A 16,278-nucleotide genomic window follows, 5' to 3' on the forward strand; every position below is an offset into this window, starting at 1 on the left:
CTTTTTTTCTTCTTATTTAGTTAAAATATAAATAACATGTTTTATTTGTTGGGTGATTTTATGAAAAAGAAAGTTAAAATATTTATCTTAGTTTGTCTTCTTTTTTTAGGTATAAGCGTCACTACGACTAATACCAATTTTTCTCAACCAGCCTTTGCTTCAATGGGATCAACCGGTGGTGGTCACAGTACTGGTGGCTCTTCAGGCGGAGGAACTAATTACACTTCATCTGATAGTAGCGATGATAGTAACAATTCTTCTATTGGCGGTATAGTAGGTGGCTTCGCCATTTTAGTACTTATCTTTTTCAGTTCTTATATTATTGCTGCTCTTTTTGATTTCATATTTAAAGTACGGCTACGTTTTGAATATGATTCTAATTACCTCATTAAGAACTCTGGCGATAATAATTATAAACTTTTCTATCCTAATCAAGGATTCGATAAATACCAAAAACTATTGCATCATCTCCATATCAAATTCACTAAGCCAGATCCTAAAGATGACTTCCCGGCTTATAAAGAGGTCTATATTCAAGCACAGTTCCTATATAGTCAGCTGTTAAGAGAGAAGTATGTTAACTCAAAGTACCAAGTTAAAAGTCTAAAGCAGTATCTTGATCGAAATTACTACAAGGCAATGGTTAAAGAAATTGAACTTAAGAGAAACACCGGAACAGTTGATGAAACAGTCATCGATTCTGTAATTTTTGAAGAAGTAGCCCATCTAGATAAAAGTTTGCTCCTTGCTAAATTAACTGTATTGGGCAAAGATAAAGAAATTCAATTTAATCAAGACTTTGATGCTAGTTTTAGTAGAAATAAATGGACGGATTATGTCCTCTTCGGTCTAGAAGATAATCGAAATCCAAAAATCATTAACTTAGTTTACGGCGAACACTTCCATCTTAATGGTGAAGATTTCAATGATTATCAATCTGGTAATGAATACACTGAGAACAAAATTAATTAAAACTAACCTCTTAATTTCAACAAAAATGTCGCAAAATTTGCGGCATTTTTATTTCTTCTTTTATTGAGGTAAAACTAGTAAAATTATGAGTAAGAGATTATATAAAAGGGAGCGTATATTTAATGAAATACAATCAATATGGTTATCTTCAAACTGATTTTGACCAAATGATCAAAGAATTAGAATCCATCAATTTCTTGCCTGATAATTGGAAAGAAAACAGCTTTTCTGATCTTTTAGCTACTTTAGTTGAGAATTCAGTTGCGGAAGCAAAAACTTATGGCGCAAAAGAAGCTAAGCTGGCAGAATTCGCAGTTAGTGAAAATGAAAATTTAAAAGATTTTTTGGCTAAAGAGCCTGCTACAATTTCACGCAATAGTTTCTATAATATTGCTTTGCAATTGCTAGGATATCACGTGGGATATGACTATGATTTAAAAGATCCCCTAGCTCGCATGAAGGCTAATGCCCTTCCATATACCGAAAAAGAAGAGATTGATCGTGATGAATTAATTAAGGTCTTCTATCGTTTACTTAATACTCGTGCCAAAAACGGTCAAACCTTCATTGATAATATGGCTGGTAAGGGCTATTTCACTCAATTTTACGGTAATAATAAGTTTATGTACTTTAATGGAAAATCTTTACCTGTTTTTGATATGAGCAAGGTAATTCGTGAAGTTGTTTATGTCGAAAGCGATCTTGATACTGATGAAGATGGCAAACCCGATTTACTTCAAGTAACTGTCTTTCGACCATATCAATCAAACAACTTCAAGTTCCCTGCCCTTTATACAGCTGACCCCTATTTTGGTGGAATTATCGCTAATGAAAAACGTAATCACAATGTAGATGTCAACTTAGAAGATGCAAGCAAGAGTCCTTATCCTAAATATGAAGCAATGCCGACTGCTAAGGCTAAAAAGCCAGCTAGCGAAGATCAAGCGGCAACTGAAGAAGCAGTCCACAAAGCAGCTTATTCTTTAAATGAATACTTACTTGCACGCGGTTTCGCTAATGTCTATGCAGGTGCAATCGGAACTCGGGGTTCAGATGGTTTAAGAATTACCGGCGCTCCAGAAGAAACTGAATCTGCTAAAGAAATTATCGAATGGCTTCATGGTGACCGAATTGCTTATACTGATCGTACTAGAAAGCATGAAACTAAAGCATCTTGGTGTAATGGTAATATTGGAATGACTGGCCGTTCATACTTAGGTACGCTTCAAATTGCCATTGCCACTACTGGCGTAGCTGGACTTAAGACTGTAGTTTCAGAAGCAGCTATTTCTTCTTGGTATGATTACTACCGTGAACATGGATTAGTAATTGCTCCAGAAGCTTGTCAAGGTGAAGATTTAGACATGCTTGCCGAAACTTGTCAGTCTAACCTTTGGGATGCTGGCGACTATCTTAAGATCAAGCCAAAGTTTGATGCTATGCAAAAACGTCTCTTAGAAAAATCAGATCGTGAAACTGGTCAATATTCTGATTTCTGGGAAGCTAGAAATTACCGTCATCATACTGATAATATCAAATGTTCTTGGATCTCAGTTCATGGTTTAAACGACTGGAATGTTAAACCAAAGAATGTTTACAAAGTTTGGCAAAAAGTTTCTAAATTACCAATTGCGCATAAATTATTCTTGCACCAAGGTCCGCACTACAACATGAACAACCTACTTTCAATTGACTTCTCAGACTTAATGAATTTGTGGTTCTGTCATGAATTATTAGGCATTAAGAATAATGCTTACAAGCAATGGGAAGATGTTATGATCCAAGATAATTTGCAACCAGATATCTGGCATGAAGAACCAACTTGGAACAACGAACTAGGTAAAAAAGAAATTTACTTCCCTGATAAAAAAGGTAAGCTCTTAAAAGATGGCGGCGAAGATAATGATAAACTTTCATTCACCGACCAAGGCGGTAAAGTCTTCAAAGAAGCTAAGATTTCCGAAGGTAAATGGCAATATGACTTTATCTCTGGTGAAGAAAAGTGGCTTGATCAGCAATTACGCTTTGTAACTGACGAGTTCATTCATACTGTAACTTTAGTCGGTCGTCCTAAGATTAAGATGAGCCTTGCTACTTCTCTTCCAAAAGGACAAATTTCAGTAGCTTTGGTTGATTTAGGATCAAGAAAACGTCTTACTCCAATTCCTAAGTCTTTTAACGATCAAATTCAGGAATTAGGTTACCGTTTCGGAACTGAAGTAATGAAAGAATTTGTTCCTGATAAAGAAACAAAGGCTAAGTTGATTACTAAGGGGCATATGAACGTCCAAAACTACGCTGATATGAAACACGCTGAAAAGATTGAAGCAGGTAAATTCTATGACTTGGAGTTTGAATTGCAACCTACTTTCTATCGCTTACCAGCTGGTGCAAGGTTAGGTTTGATTATCTATTCAACCGATCAGGGGATGACTAAGCGCCCACTTGAAGATGAGACTTATACAGTTGATTTAGATAAAACTCAATTGATTTTTCATGAAATGTAAGAAACGGAGATGTTTTAGATGGAAACTTCAAGTTCGACTATGTATTGGATTCATTTTTAAGATGATAATAAAAAAAATATAATATATGCAAAAAAGCAGTTAGTCTTCAAAACTGAAAACTAACTGCTTTTATTTTGTTAATTTTAAAATTACTGTAAAAACAATAAATTCATCTTTATGACTAACATGAATCTTACCATGGAAAGTCTGCACGATCTCTTGTGCCATGGCTAAACCAATACCAAAGCCAGATTTCTTGGAGTTATGAGATTCATCCTCGCGGTAGAATCTCTCAAAGAAGTGAGAATAGTCTTTTCCTTTGCCTTCTTTATAAGTGTTAGCTACTCGTAAAATTGCATTAGTACCAAGCTTGCCCTTAGTCAAACTTACCTTAACTTCACCATCTTTATCACAATATTTTCGTGCATTATCTAATAAAATATTAGTCAATTCACTTAAAATATTTCTTTCGGCCTTTACATACAAATCTGGCATAATTATCGCATTATATTTCAAATCATTCTTCTGCATGACCGACTTAAAGTTAGTAACATTCTTTTTAACAATTTCAGAAAAGTTAACCTTATTTAAAACTACTTCTCCAGTTTCACCGGTTCTAGCTAAAGCAATTAAACGATTAATTAACCGAGTTAAGCGATCAACCTGCTCTTTCGTACTTTTATTCCATTCTGAATTATTCCCTAGCATTTCTTCCATTTCAGTATTTGCTGAAATAATTGCTAAAGGAGTCTTTAATTCATGCCCAGCATTAGTAATAAATTCGCGCTGCTTATGATAAGTAGTAATTATTGGTCCAATTGCCTTTTTTGATACTAAGATTAGAATCAGTGCAAAAACAATTAAAGCAATTAATCCCAGCACAACTGAAACTCTAAATAAAAGGGAAAATCGATGATAGATCAATGATTCGTTCAAATAGACAATAAACTGATTACCTTTTTGGTCCTTACCTACTCGATAAGCATATTGATTATTGCCAATACTGACTGATCCACTAGTTACTTTATCCTTAAAAACCTGCTTACTCGTATTAATAATTTTCTTTTGCGCTACATCGTACACGTTAGCGTCGTTTATTATTTTAGGTGTATTATTCTTAGTACTTGCAACCGTAAAATAGCGATACTGAAAAATAGCTTCTGGATTATACTCACCAGCTAAGAAATTTTTATTAATTGGATCTTTTTGATTACCAAAAACCGGTTTAGCATTATGCGGTGTCAACTGACCTTGGTTATTGATTAAGGTTGTCAATACACGATCGACTTCATTATGGCTCTGAGTGTAGCTAATTCCAAGTAATGTACCTAACGTAATAACTAGAACTACGAACAGCGCCGTAATCGACATTCCAATAAATTTCCAGCGAAATTTTTGAATCATTAATCTCACCTACCTAATTAATGAAAAACTACCGCCTTTTTCACCTACAATCTGAACTGAACTTCGAATCGATTGTAGTTTTTGTCTTAAATAAGAAATATAAATCCAGACTACCTCTTCATTAGCATCGTCTTCATCTTTCCAAACATGCGCTAATAGGTCTGAAGTTGAAAATTCTTTACCTTCATTGAGCATCAAATAATTCAAAAGTTGCGTCTCTTTACTTCCTAAGCGAATTGAATTATGACTTACTAGCTCTTGCTCAGATACATTCAAGGCTAGATCGCCAACCTCAACCTCATTAGGAGTATATTGATCATCTCGTCTTTCTTTTGAACGTAAACGAGCGAGCAACTCTTTTAATGAAAATGGTTTAGTCAGATAATCATCTGCCCCGCTATCTAAACCAGTTACGCGATCATCAATTTCTGCTTTTGCAGTAAGCATTAATACATAGGTCTTGTCGCCACTTTTACGAATTTGCTTCAGCGCAGTAATGCCATCCATAATTGGCATCATGATATCTAAGATAATTACATCATATGAATTCTTTTTAGCAAGTTCTACCGCATCTCTGCCATTAAAAACAGCATCGACATCATAATTAACGCTTTTCATTGCTGCTACCAAAACACGAGATAACTGTTCTTCGTCCTCTGCCAGTAAAATTTTCATTAAGTTAATCTTCCTCTCTAATCAAATGACGCAAGGTCTGCATGCTTACATCGCAAGACGCCAATTCATCCGCAACTCTCTTCAACTCTTTACCAATCATTTCAGGATTCTTTATCTTATGCTTATACTTCATTTCATGCTCTAAACTTGCCCAAGTATCCATTGCAATTGTTCTAAGCTGTACTTCAACGTAATAGTGTCCTGGAGTATTGCCCTCAATGTCTTTTTCAGGTCTTTCAACATCTAAAATCATGTGGTAAGAACGGTAACCGTTGGGCTTGGCATTGGTAATGTAGTCTTTTTGCTTAACAATTACTACATCATCCCAATCCTGAATCAAATCAATACAAGTATAAATATCGTCAATGAAATTACAGACAACCCGAATTCCAACGCTGTCTCGAATTTTTTTCATTGCTGATTCTGGAGTTACTGGGAGCTCTTTTCGCTGACATTTTTCAATCATGCTTTCGGGTCTTTTTACTCGACCAATTAAGTGTTCATAAAGACTGTCCCCAGTTTGCTCTTGGTGAATTTTATTTTCTTTTCTAAAATATTCCAGCATTTGATTAAGTAGTTTATCTAAAACTGGGGCGTAGCCACCATAAATGTCCATATTAAACCTTCTTTATTGATTTACTAATATTATAGCAGTCAAAGATTTTTTAATAATCACACTTACACTATTTTAAAGAATTCTTGCTTTTCATTAGAAAATCTAAGAAAAATACCAGGTTCCAAATTAATAAGCAGATTGCAATACCTAATTCAGAACTTATTACCAACCATAAGTAAACTGCTCCCAACGAGAAAATAGTTATTAGTGTAAGAAAATCACGAATGGCAAATTTACACCTATTTTTGTTATATATTTGATTAATAGTTAAGGAAAAATAGTACAAACCTAGTGAGCCAAGAATTAAGAAAAATAGAAATGATTTATTTACATTTTTTATTTGTAAATAAAGCAAAGATACTGTCGATAATAAAATCGAAACTACAATTGCGATATGACTATACATCAGCACGAAGCCCTCACTAATTTGATGATGGTTGATTAACTTATCTGATAAAATTACATAGCTCGCAAACATCAAAACTAAAGACAAAAACAAAAGTAGGACTATATCAATTAATTTATATCTTGCCCTATCTTTCCTAAAAAAGCAAAAATACTCTTAGTCCGAGTAACTAAGAGTATTTTATAAATTAATCTTCCAATTCTACATAAGTTTTAATGCTTTGAGAGACTGTTTGATAAACCGTTGAAACATGCAAGGTATGTGCTAAAAAGTCTTGCTTTTCTTCTTTAGACATGGAGCTATCAAAGGAAACTGTAATTAACATTTCACTGACAACTGATTTTCCATGGCCTAACTTAGTAGTAATTGCTTGATTTGTCACCTTGAAGTTCTTTACGTCTAGATGGTGGACGTTAGCAATCATCCCCGCAGAAATTGAGATACAGGAATTTACTGCACCAGCTAAATATTCTACTGGATTAGGAGCAACATTTTTACCGCTTGCTGATTCATCTACGATAAATTTATGTTTTTTGGTTCTATTTTCAATTTGCCAAGGAGTCCCAGTTAACTCACTTTTTACTGTATACTTTGTCATTCTTATCTCTTTTCTAAATTAATCCATGTTTTACCAAATAATCATGGGCTACTTTAGCTGGTTTTTCATGCTTAACATTAACCTGATAATTCATTTCCTGCATTTCTTGAGTTGTAATTTTACCAGCTAATTTATTTAATGCCTTTACAATTCGAAGATTTCTCTCTGCAAACTTTGCCTTCATTAACGGAGCACCTTGATAAGGCGGAAAGAATTTTTTATCATCATCAAGCATCACTAAGTTATACTTTTTAATCTCAGCATCAGTAGTGTATCCATCAACAATATTAGCTTGATTATTCGCAATGGCGTGATATCGAATGCTTGATTCAGTACTTTTAATTGAAGCAAAATCTAACTTGTAAATTTTCTTTAAACCAGGATATCCATCTTTTAAAGAAGTAAAGTCTGGATCAAAAGCCGCATGAACTTTTTTATTAACTCGATTTAAATCACTCATCTTTGTTAGATGGTTATCTTTCGCAAATTTTTGCGTTGTTGCTAAGGCATAGCCGTTTTGATAAGCCATTGGCTTTAAGTATTCCATGTCAAATTGTTTCTTTAAATCGCTTCTAGCCTCAACATAAACTTGATTTGGATCATTACCAGTCTTTTTGCCCGTTTTCACTAAAGTTTGTAAGACTGTTCCTGTAAATTCAGGATAAATATCAACCTTATCTGTTTGAAGTGCCTTGAACAAAAAAGTTGTTCCTCCAAAATTAGGTTTTAAGACTACCTTTGTATTTGGATCATTCTTCTCAATCAAATCCTTATACATATTAATTAAAATAGCAGGTTCAGAGCCCATTTTCCCGGCAATTGTAATTGTTTGCTTAGGTTCAGCGACATTCTTTGAAGTGCTGGTAAAGTGACTATATAAACTGCTTCCGCCCCAAATAAGCAAAATTCCAGCGATAATAATACTTCCCCACGTGAGTCGCTTATTATTTTTAGCAATAAATTTTAAAACGCCACTAAATACTAAAGCAAGCAGCGCAGATAAAATCGCACCCATTAGAACTTCTGTATTGTTGTTTGAGTTAATACCGACATAAATGTAAGTACCTAGTCCGCCACCACCAATCAAGGCTGCAAGAGTTGCGGTACCAATAATCATTACTAAAGCAATTCTAACTCCGGCAAAAATCATTGGCATTGCCATTGGAATTTCTAATCGCTGCAGCTTTTTCCATTTAGTCAGACCAAAAGCAGTTGCTGCTTCTTCTAAGTTATCAGGAATATCTGTTAAACCTGAATAAGTATTCTGAAAAATTGGCATTATTGCATATAAAACTAAAGCAATGATTGCAGGCGTAGTTCCAATTCCGACAAATGGTAGAAGCAAACCTAGAATTGCTAAACTTGGAATAGTTTGGATAATACCAGCAATTTGCAGTGTGAATTCAGCTGCCTTTTTATGTCCTTTTAAGATAAAAGCTAGCGGAATTGCAATGACCATTGCGATAAGAAGCGCAATCAATGAAATTTTAATATGAACAAGCGTTGTAGCCCAAATTTGATCATGTTCTGTTATCAGCATTTGCCACAAAGATTTAATCATTTCCAGCCACCCACTTTAAAAAGAAATTCCAAACGCGTTTTGGCTCAATTAGAAATTCGCCAAACTCTGTTTCTGCAATAAATAGACTATCAGGATGATTAGAACAATCCTTGATTAAATCTTGTACGCTATATACATGATAGCGAACTAAAGTATCTACCTTTGGATAAAATCTTGGATCTACTCCTAACTCACTCTTGAGCAAGGTTTCTAGATCAAGTTTTTGATTAATTCGATTCCCGGCAAAAAACTCTCGAACAAACTTTGTTGCAGGATGACGTAAAATTTCTCTGGGCTTACCCACTTGTTCTAAGACGCCTTTATGTAAAACACCAATTGTATTGCCTAGCCGAATTGCTTCCTGCATGTCGTGGGTTACAAATATCACCGTCTTATTGAGCTGATCATGGAGATTAAGCAATAAATCTTGTAATTGCTTTCTCACGACTGGATCAAGTGCAGAAAAAGGCTCATCCATAAGAACTACCTCAGGATTTGCAGCTAGCGCACGAATAATACCCACTCTTTGCTGCTCACCACCAGAAAGCTCATTTGGCATCCGATCGCAATACAATTTTGGGTCTAAACCAACTGACTTTAGTAATTCTTCTTGTTTCTTGCGTCGCTCTTTTCGACTAACGCCTTCTTGCTCTAAGACAATGGTAATGTTCTCACCAACAGTCAAATTTGGAAACAAGCTGGCCGTCTGCAAAACGTAGCCTGTTTTTTCTCTTAATTTACGTAAATCGTAGTCTTTTATTGATTTATCATCTAACAATATCTCACCTTTTGTTGGTTCAATCAGTCTATTAAACATTTTTAGTAGCGTAGTCTTGCCGCTACCACTAGGTCCAACTAAGACGAAGATATCTCCTTTTTTCACTGTAAAAGAAACATCTTTTAGGATTTCTTGATCCTGATATTTCTTCGAAATATTTTTATATTCAATCATCATTTAATCCTTATAAAAAGTGTTACTTATATTTTCTCACTACTTACAAGAAGTTGGCAAAAAGATTACACTTTTTGACTAAAAAAATAAGAATTATGTTCTTTTTTACATAATTCTTGTTTTAATTTTATTTATTCTTTTTAATAAGCTCTTGCAATTCTGATTTTGAAAAATTATCGCCATAATCTTCCATAAGCTGTTTTAAGATAAAATCATCGCTTGCTTTAAATTGCCGAGCCATTTTTATTAGTCTCTTGATTGAAGAAATTTGCTCTTTTTGTTTTCCCTGTTCCTTACCAAATTCTCTCTCATCATCTAGTCGCATCTGATAATCCATAAGTTCCTTTCTCCTTCCCGGATCAGTACCAAACTTTTTAACTTCTCGATTCAATTTTTCAATAAACTCATCTTTTGTACTTATTTTATCATGAATCAAGTCAAAAAAGCCTTGTAGACGCGGTGTAACCTCACCAATACTCCCACTCGCATTTAAGATAATTGCGTGTTGCTTAGTATCAAGCACCAATGGATTTTTTCGTTTCAACTGCTGAAAGGCAAATTCGTAGTATTTTTCATCTTGATCATATGGATCATTTGGCAAAATAAAAATCACATAAGTTTCTGGTAAATCTCGATACTTACCACCACTCATCAACAAATTCTGATCAATCATTGAAAAATAATATCGAATTCGTTGAGCAAGAAACTTATTCTGTAATACCTGTAGTTCAATGTCATATACTCTTCCTTCTTGATCATAAGCTAAAATATCCGGAATTGTCCCTCGCTTTTCAGGATGAAACTTCAATCTCTTCTGTGTTTCAAACTCAACTCGAGTAATATTCAATTCAGGCAAAATTGCCTGCAACAGTTTGCAGCAATTATCATCCTGTTCCATTACCCAGCTGAATACTGGATCATCAGTGATCTTAGCTACTAACTCGTTTTCATTTTTGCGCATAGGCATCTCCTTTTTTATGAAAAGTTTCTAATTACTATTACGCAAAAATGAAAAAAATTTTTTATCAAAAAAAGAAACTATCGATCGATAGTTTCTTTCTAAAATGTTAATAAAAAATATTATTTTTTCTTATTAGTCTTTTTATCTTCATTTTGTAATTTTTGGCCCATTGCAATGATGTACTTACGTAAATCATCTTTAATTTGTGGGTGAGATAAACCATATTCAATTGATGTTTCAAGGTAGCCTTCCTTGTTACCAACATCATGACGTTCGCCGTTAAATACGTGAGCAAATACTCGTTGAGTCTTGTTCATAGTATCAATAGCATCAGTTAATTGAATTTCACCACCACGACCAGGTTTTTGATGTGCTAAAATATCAAAAATTTCTGGAGTCAATAAGTAACGACCAATGATTGCGTAATCACTAGGTGCCTTATCAACATCTGGCTTTTCAACAAAGGCTTTAACGTTAATCAAACCTGGTTCAATTTCGTTATCTGGATCGATAACACCATACTTAGAAACTTCTTCGTGTGGTACAGGCATAACAGCAATAGTTGAAGCATGTGTTTTGTCATAGCGATCAATCAATTGCTTAGTTAGTGGAACTTTATCGTCCATCAAATCGTCACCAAGCATAACAGCAAATGGTTCATCCCCAACGAAGCTGCGAGCTCTTAAAATCGCATCTCCTAAACCAGCTGGGTGTGGTTGACGAGTGTAGTAAAGGTTAACACCTAAATTAGTAATTGATTGAGTCAAGTGTAAAAGTTCAGTCTTACCCTTTTCTTCCAAATCTTGTTCTAGTTCTGGGTTAGCATCGAAGTGATCTTCAATTGAGCGCTTGTTCTTACCAGTAACAATCAAGATATCTTCAATTCCTGATTTTTTTGCTTCCTCTACGATAAATTGAATTGTTGGTTTATCAACAATTGGTACCATTTCCTTAGGCATAGCCTTAGTTGCAGGTAAAAATCTAGTTCCTAATCCAGCTGCTGGAATAACTGCTTTTCTTACTTTCATTTTATTCTCCTCACAAAAATAAGCTTTCCATAATGTATTTTACCAAACTTACGTCAACTTATTTAGGTAATTCTTTGTTTTTTCTAAAAATTCTCAAAATCGGGCTTTGACTGTATTCAATCTTTCTACCTTTTAGTTCGTCTCCTGCTGCATTAATACAAATACCCAGCAATAATAAGAATGAACCTACATTAAGCCAAAGCATAAAGATAATAAATGAGCCTACAATCCCGTAATTTTGCCAGCGTGTCCCAAATTGTCTTAGGTATAACCCAAAGAAATATGATAAGGCACTCCAGCTTATTACAGTAAACCATACTCCTGGCCAAACCACACGTTTTTGAACTCGAATATTTGGAATTACATAGTTAATGTACAAATTCACTATCACTGTAATTAAAATTATGATCGGCCAGCGATAATTTTCTAATTTATAAACCCACCATAAGGATAGGTTAAAAATTGGAGCCAAAAATTCCATAATTTGTCTACCAAAAGTGAAAATGAAAATTATTATTGAAAATCCAACTACTAAAATTACTGATAAAGCAAAAGTGAAAGTTCTGGCTAGTAAATAATTCCACCAAGATTTTCCCTTTTCTTGCTTATCAACGCCATAAATTTTATTTGCGCCCAAGCGAATCGAATTAACCAAACAACTCAATGACCAAATTGCAACTACAATACCTAAAGAAATAAATCCACTTGAATGTTTTTTCAATAAAGCATTAACAATCGGCATAATTAAGCTTGAAACTTGACTTGGAAAAATCAATTCTAAATAACGAGCAATTGGCTTGGTATCAATACTAAATAAAGGTAAAACATTTCCAATAATAATTATGATTGGAAAAATACTTAACAATACATAATAAGCAATAATAATGGAATTTTGGTTTATTTCACCCTGGCTAATATGTTTTGATAGTAATTGAATAAAATTTGCTGTACGGTTCCTAGTCTGATTGAGAAAAGATTTCATAAAATATTTTACTTATTAATCTTCATCTAAAAAATGAGGAAGATACTTTTCATAGCCATCATATGGCTTTTGCAAAGTCAAAATCTTTGGACCGTCTGGAGTGATCGCAAAAGTATGCTCAAATTGTGCTGACTTTGAGCCATCTGGAGTTGCGTAGTAAACCCAGTCATCGTTTGGATCAGAAACAGTCTTTTGTTCAATTCTCCAATCACCACCAGCTTCGACCATTGGTTCAACAGTAATTGTCATACCTTCACGTAAACGTAAGCCGTGACCAGCCTTACCCCAGTGAGGAACTTCAGGATCTTCATGAATAGATGGTTGAATTCCGTGACCAACTAATTCACGAACGTCTCCGTAGCCATTTTCATTTTCAACGTAGTTCTGAATAACGCTACCAATATCACCAATACGATTACCAACTACAGCTTGATCAATTCCCATGTACATTGCCTTTTTGGTAACATCCATTAACTTTTGATCTTCTGCAGAAATCTTACCAACGCCGTAAGTAGTGCATGAATCAGTTTCATAGCCATCGACGTTACAAGTTACGTCAACACTAACTAAGTCGCCTTCTTTTAAGATCTTATCTTTTCGAGGAATGGCATGTGCAATTTCGTCATTGACACTAATACAAGTGCCGTATTTATAGCCTTCAAAACCTTGTTCGGAAAGACGACCACCATGTTTTTTCATAAAATCTTGAGCAAATTCTTCGATTTCCCAAGTAGAAATTCCAGGCTTAATAACATCACGTAAGCCTTCAAACATTGCTGCTAAAACGCGACCTGATTTTTGCATACCCTGAAGTTCACGTTTTGACTTAATTGTTATCATTAAAAAATCTCCTTTTTTAATATTTATATACTATTAGCATACCTTAAATAAACATAATTTAGTAGTCATTAAGACAGTCTCAACCATTCATTATAAAGCTTTTCTTAAATAATTTCTCTTAAGATTACAAACCACCAACTTTCTTTAGTATAATAGGAGAAAACGTTATAGAAAGAAGTTTTTTACATGAAAGCACAGATTGTCTTTGCCAGTATGACTGGTAATGATGAAGATATGGCAGAAATCTTAGAAGAAAATTTACAAGATGCAGGTTTTGACGTAGAAAATATTGATGTCAGTTTTGCAGATGCTTCTTCTTATCTTGATGCTGATCTTTGCGTAATGGTTACTTATACTTACGGCGAAGGTGTGATGACTGATGAATTAAAAGACTTTTATGACCAATTGGTTACTCTTGACTTATCGGGTAAAAAATTCGCCGTTATGGGGTCTGGAGATAAAACATACAAAGATCATTATTGTGAAAACGTAGATGACTTTGAAAAGGCATTTATTAAGTGCGGCGCAGTTGAAGTAGCAAAACCAGTAAAAATCGAAAACGCTGTTGATGACGAAGATATTGATTTAATTGATCAAGCTACCGAAGAAATAGTCGAGGCATTTAATGACTAAAAATCATCATAAAAGAAAGGGGCAAAAGATTACCCAAGCCCAGTTACGAGAGCTTGGAAGTAAGCTTGTTGCCAGGCACCGAAACTTTTATGTTTACGTTATCTTTGGCTTTTTAGCAGCAGTCATTAATATTGCCTGCTTTCTTTTATTTCATAATGTTTGGAAAATTCCAGTAATTTATGCCAACACAGTCGCTTTCATTATTTCTAACTTAGCCTCTTTTTCTTTTAATAAACATGGCGTCTTCATTCAAAATGTTGATAAGCAGCATGGCGTTGTTTACCAATTATGTTTATTCTTTATTTACCGAATTATCAGTTTGATTCCTGATAACTTGATTATGTTAGTTGGTATTTCCTGGCTTCACTGGAATGCTCTTTTTGTAAAAATTGTCGATCAAATTTTAGTAGGTATTTTTAACTATTTAACTACTAAATCAATTTTCCTTAATACTAGTAACAAGTTTGCTAAAAGATTTAAAGATCATTTTAATAAGAAATAATGAAAAAAGCTCCAGATTAATTTCTGGAGCTTTTTTTTTATCTAAAATCTGCTGGTTTTTGATTATGTTCTTTATCAAAATAATAAGCAATTGCATCCATAATTCGATCTGAAGCCTTGCCATCTCCATATGGATTCTTAGCATTAGCCATTTCATCATAGGCATTCTTGTCTTCAAGTAAGCGAATCATTTCATCATGAACCTTATTTACTTCAGTGCCTACAAGCTTCAAAGTTCCTGCTTCAACACCCTCTGGGCGTTCAGTCGTATCGCGTAAAACTAATACCGGTTTACCAAGAGAAGGTGCTTCTTCTTGTACCCCACCTGAATCAGTCATAATAAAGTAACTTCTTTTAGCCAAATTATGAAAATCAACTACATCAAGTGGTTTAATCAAGTGAATTCGAGGGTCCCCGCCCAGTACTTCCTTTGCAACTTTTTGAACTCTTGGTGAAAGATGAACCGGGTAAATAATTTCTACATCATCATAACTATCAACTACCTGCTTCATTACTTTAAAAACGCGTCTCATCGGTTCACCTTGATTTTCCCTGCGGTGCATAGTAACTAAAATAGCTCTATTGCCAGGTTTAATCTCATCAAGAACGTCATGGTGATAATCTTTTTTTACTGTTTGCTCTAATGCATCAATTGCCGTATTTCCAGTAACATAAATATTATCGCTTAGATGATTTTCTTTAATTAAATTCTTTTTACTTAATTCAGTTGGTGCAAAATACAAATCTGCTAAATCATCTGTCATTTGCCGATTCATTTCTTCAGGAAACGGTGAATATTTATTCCAGGTTCTAAGACCTGCTTCAACATGACCTAAAGTAGTTTGTTCATAAAACGTTGCAAGACCAGCCGCAAAGCTAGTGGTTGTATCACCATGAACCAAAACGATATCTGGACGTTCTGTTTTGATTACTTTTGCCATATCAATCAATACCTTTGAAGTAATATCTTCCAAAGTTTGATTTTTGTGCATAATATTAAAATCATAATCAGGTTTGATTTTAAAAATATCTAACACCTGATCAAGCATCTCACGGTGCTGCGCACTTACTACCGTTATTTCCTCAAAACGCTCATCTTGTTTTAGCTTTAACACTAAGGGGGCCATCTTAATAGCTTCTGGCCTAGTTCCAAAAACAGTCATAACTTTGATTTTCTTCATAAATATTTCCTCGCCTTATAGCTTATCTCTTATACTATAGCCTAATTCAATTTTCTTTGGTACTATTAGCCGAACTAATTTATACTTATATATTATAAGGAAAGTGAAATATATTATGTTTAGTTTTTTATCTCTGGCTGCAATTCTGATTACCATTATAGTGTTCTGTCTGGTTTTTCTTTTAGGAAATTCCTATCCCCGAAGGACTAAATATTTTTTAATTGGAATTATTGCCATCTTATTAATTATTTTTCTCTGGGTTGTTTTGAAAATTTTTATCAATCCATTAAAATACGTCTGATATTCAAAAAGGTATGTACTCCTTATAATTGAAGTACATACCTTTTTAATTATGACCCCGGTGAGATTCGAACTCACCTCTACGGTTTAGGAGACCATTGTTCTATCCAGATGAACTACGGGGTCAGAATCAGTTTCTACTTTAACATAAAAACTGACTT

At 34.2% G+C, this 16,278-nt stretch carries 15 protein-coding genes and 1 tRNA gene; 4 read left to right on the forward strand and 12 right to left on the reverse strand.

Features of this window, described 5'->3' with window-relative positions:
- The first annotated feature begins 60 nt into the window (after window positions 1–60).
- Window positions 61–972, forward strand: coding sequence for a hypothetical protein (locus tag AB5359_RS04460; protein WP_368287196.1), 912 nt, complete (start codon window positions 61–63; stop codon window positions 970–972).
- Between the two features lie 122 nt (window positions 973–1,094).
- Window positions 1,095–3,479 carry a Xaa-Pro dipeptidyl-peptidase gene (locus AB5359_RS04465; protein ID WP_048684825.1) on the forward strand — a complete coding sequence of 795 codons (2,385 nt, stop codon included), beginning with the start codon at window positions 1,095–1,097 and terminating at the stop codon, window positions 3,477–3,479.
- Window positions 3,480–3,608: 129 nt separating this feature from the next.
- On the opposite strand, the gene AB5359_RS04470 is transcribed toward AB5359_RS04465, so the two are convergent.
- The 10 genes from AB5359_RS04470 to map all read right to left on the reverse strand — a co-directional run bounded on the left by AB5359_RS04470 (window position 3,609) and on the right by map (window position 13,502).
- The gene (locus AB5359_RS04470; RefSeq protein WP_048684827.1) at window positions 3,609–4,883 is read right to left on the reverse strand and encodes a cell wall metabolism sensor histidine kinase WalK; all 1,275 of its coding nucleotides are present in this window, start codon (window positions 4,881–4,883) and stop codon (window positions 3,609–3,611) included.
- A gap of 9 nt (window positions 4,884–4,892) precedes the next feature.
- Entirely contained in the window at window positions 4,893–5,558 is a 666-nt protein-coding gene (locus tag AB5359_RS04475) for a response regulator transcription factor (protein ID WP_020806792.1), read from the reverse strand.
- A gap of 4 nt (window positions 5,559–5,562) precedes the next feature.
- Window positions 5,563–6,174 (reverse strand): GTP pyrophosphokinase family protein, encoded by a 612-nt coding sequence (locus AB5359_RS04480; RefSeq protein ID WP_020806793.1) that lies wholly within the window; start codon window positions 6,172–6,174, stop codon window positions 5,563–5,565.
- Between the two features lie 593 nt (window positions 6,175–6,767).
- Complete coding sequence (locus AB5359_RS04485) at window positions 6,768–7,178, reverse strand: OsmC family protein (protein WP_003649171.1); 411 nt, start codon at window positions 7,176–7,178, stop codon at window positions 6,768–6,770.
- A gap of 13 nt (window positions 7,179–7,191) precedes the next feature.
- Window positions 7,192–8,739, reverse strand: coding sequence for an ABC transporter permease/substrate-binding protein (locus AB5359_RS04490; RefSeq protein WP_048684835.1), 1,548 nt, complete (start codon window positions 8,737–8,739; stop codon window positions 7,192–7,194).
- A complete protein-coding gene (locus AB5359_RS04495) occupies window positions 8,732–9,691 on the reverse strand; it encodes an ABC transporter ATP-binding protein (protein ID WP_048684837.1) in 960 nt (319 codons plus the stop codon). Before AB5359_RS04495 ends, AB5359_RS04490 begins: the two co-directional genes overlap by 8 nt.
- Window positions 9,692–9,818: 127 nt before the next feature.
- The gene (locus AB5359_RS04500; RefSeq protein WP_048684843.1) at window positions 9,819–10,652 is read right to left on the reverse strand and encodes an Rpn family recombination-promoting nuclease/putative transposase; all 834 of its coding nucleotides are present in this window, start codon (window positions 10,650–10,652) and stop codon (window positions 9,819–9,821) included.
- Window positions 10,653–10,771: 119 nt separating this feature from the next.
- A complete protein-coding gene (gene galU / locus AB5359_RS04505; RefSeq protein ID WP_003649175.1) occupies window positions 10,772–11,680 on the reverse strand; it encodes a UTP--glucose-1-phosphate uridylyltransferase GalU in 909 nt (302 codons plus the stop codon).
- A gap of 58 nt (window positions 11,681–11,738) precedes the next feature.
- Window positions 11,739–12,662, reverse strand: coding sequence for a YihY/virulence factor BrkB family protein (locus AB5359_RS04510; protein WP_048684845.1), 924 nt, complete (start codon window positions 12,660–12,662; stop codon window positions 11,739–11,741).
- 15 nt (window positions 12,663–12,677) lie between these two features.
- The gene (gene map, locus AB5359_RS04515) at window positions 12,678–13,502 is read right to left on the reverse strand and encodes a type I methionyl aminopeptidase (protein WP_048684847.1); all 825 of its coding nucleotides are present in this window, start codon (window positions 13,500–13,502) and stop codon (window positions 12,678–12,680) included.
- A gap of 186 nt (window positions 13,503–13,688) precedes the next feature.
- Here map and AB5359_RS04520 point away from each other — a divergent pair, with 186 nt between their 5' ends.
- Window positions 13,689–14,135: a flavodoxin gene (locus AB5359_RS04520; RefSeq protein WP_003649178.1), complete on the forward strand. Its 447-nt coding sequence runs from the start codon at window positions 13,689–13,691 to the stop codon at window positions 14,133–14,135.
- The gene (locus AB5359_RS04525) at window positions 14,128–14,637 is read left to right on the forward strand and encodes a GtrA family protein (RefSeq protein WP_020806800.1); all 510 of its coding nucleotides are present in this window, start codon (window positions 14,128–14,130) and stop codon (window positions 14,635–14,637) included. Before AB5359_RS04520 ends, AB5359_RS04525 begins: the two co-directional genes overlap by 8 nt.
- Before the next feature lie 37 nt (window positions 14,638–14,674).
- On the opposite strand, the gene wecB is transcribed toward AB5359_RS04525, so the two are convergent.
- Entirely contained in the window at window positions 14,675–15,817 is a 1,143-nt protein-coding gene (gene wecB / locus AB5359_RS04530; protein WP_048684852.1) for a non-hydrolyzing UDP-N-acetylglucosamine 2-epimerase, read from the reverse strand.
- Window positions 15,818–16,170: 353 nt separating this feature from the next.
- A tRNA-Arg gene (locus tag AB5359_RS04535) sits at window positions 16,171–16,243 on the reverse strand.
- Window positions 16,244–16,278 lie beyond the last annotated feature (35 nt).

Origin of the sequence: Lactobacillus sp. RTP31084st1_F9_RTP31084_210423 (genome assembly GCF_040919545.1) — a bacterium.
Lineage (GTDB): Bacteria > Bacillota > Bacilli > Lactobacillales > Lactobacillaceae > Lactobacillus > Lactobacillus paragasseri.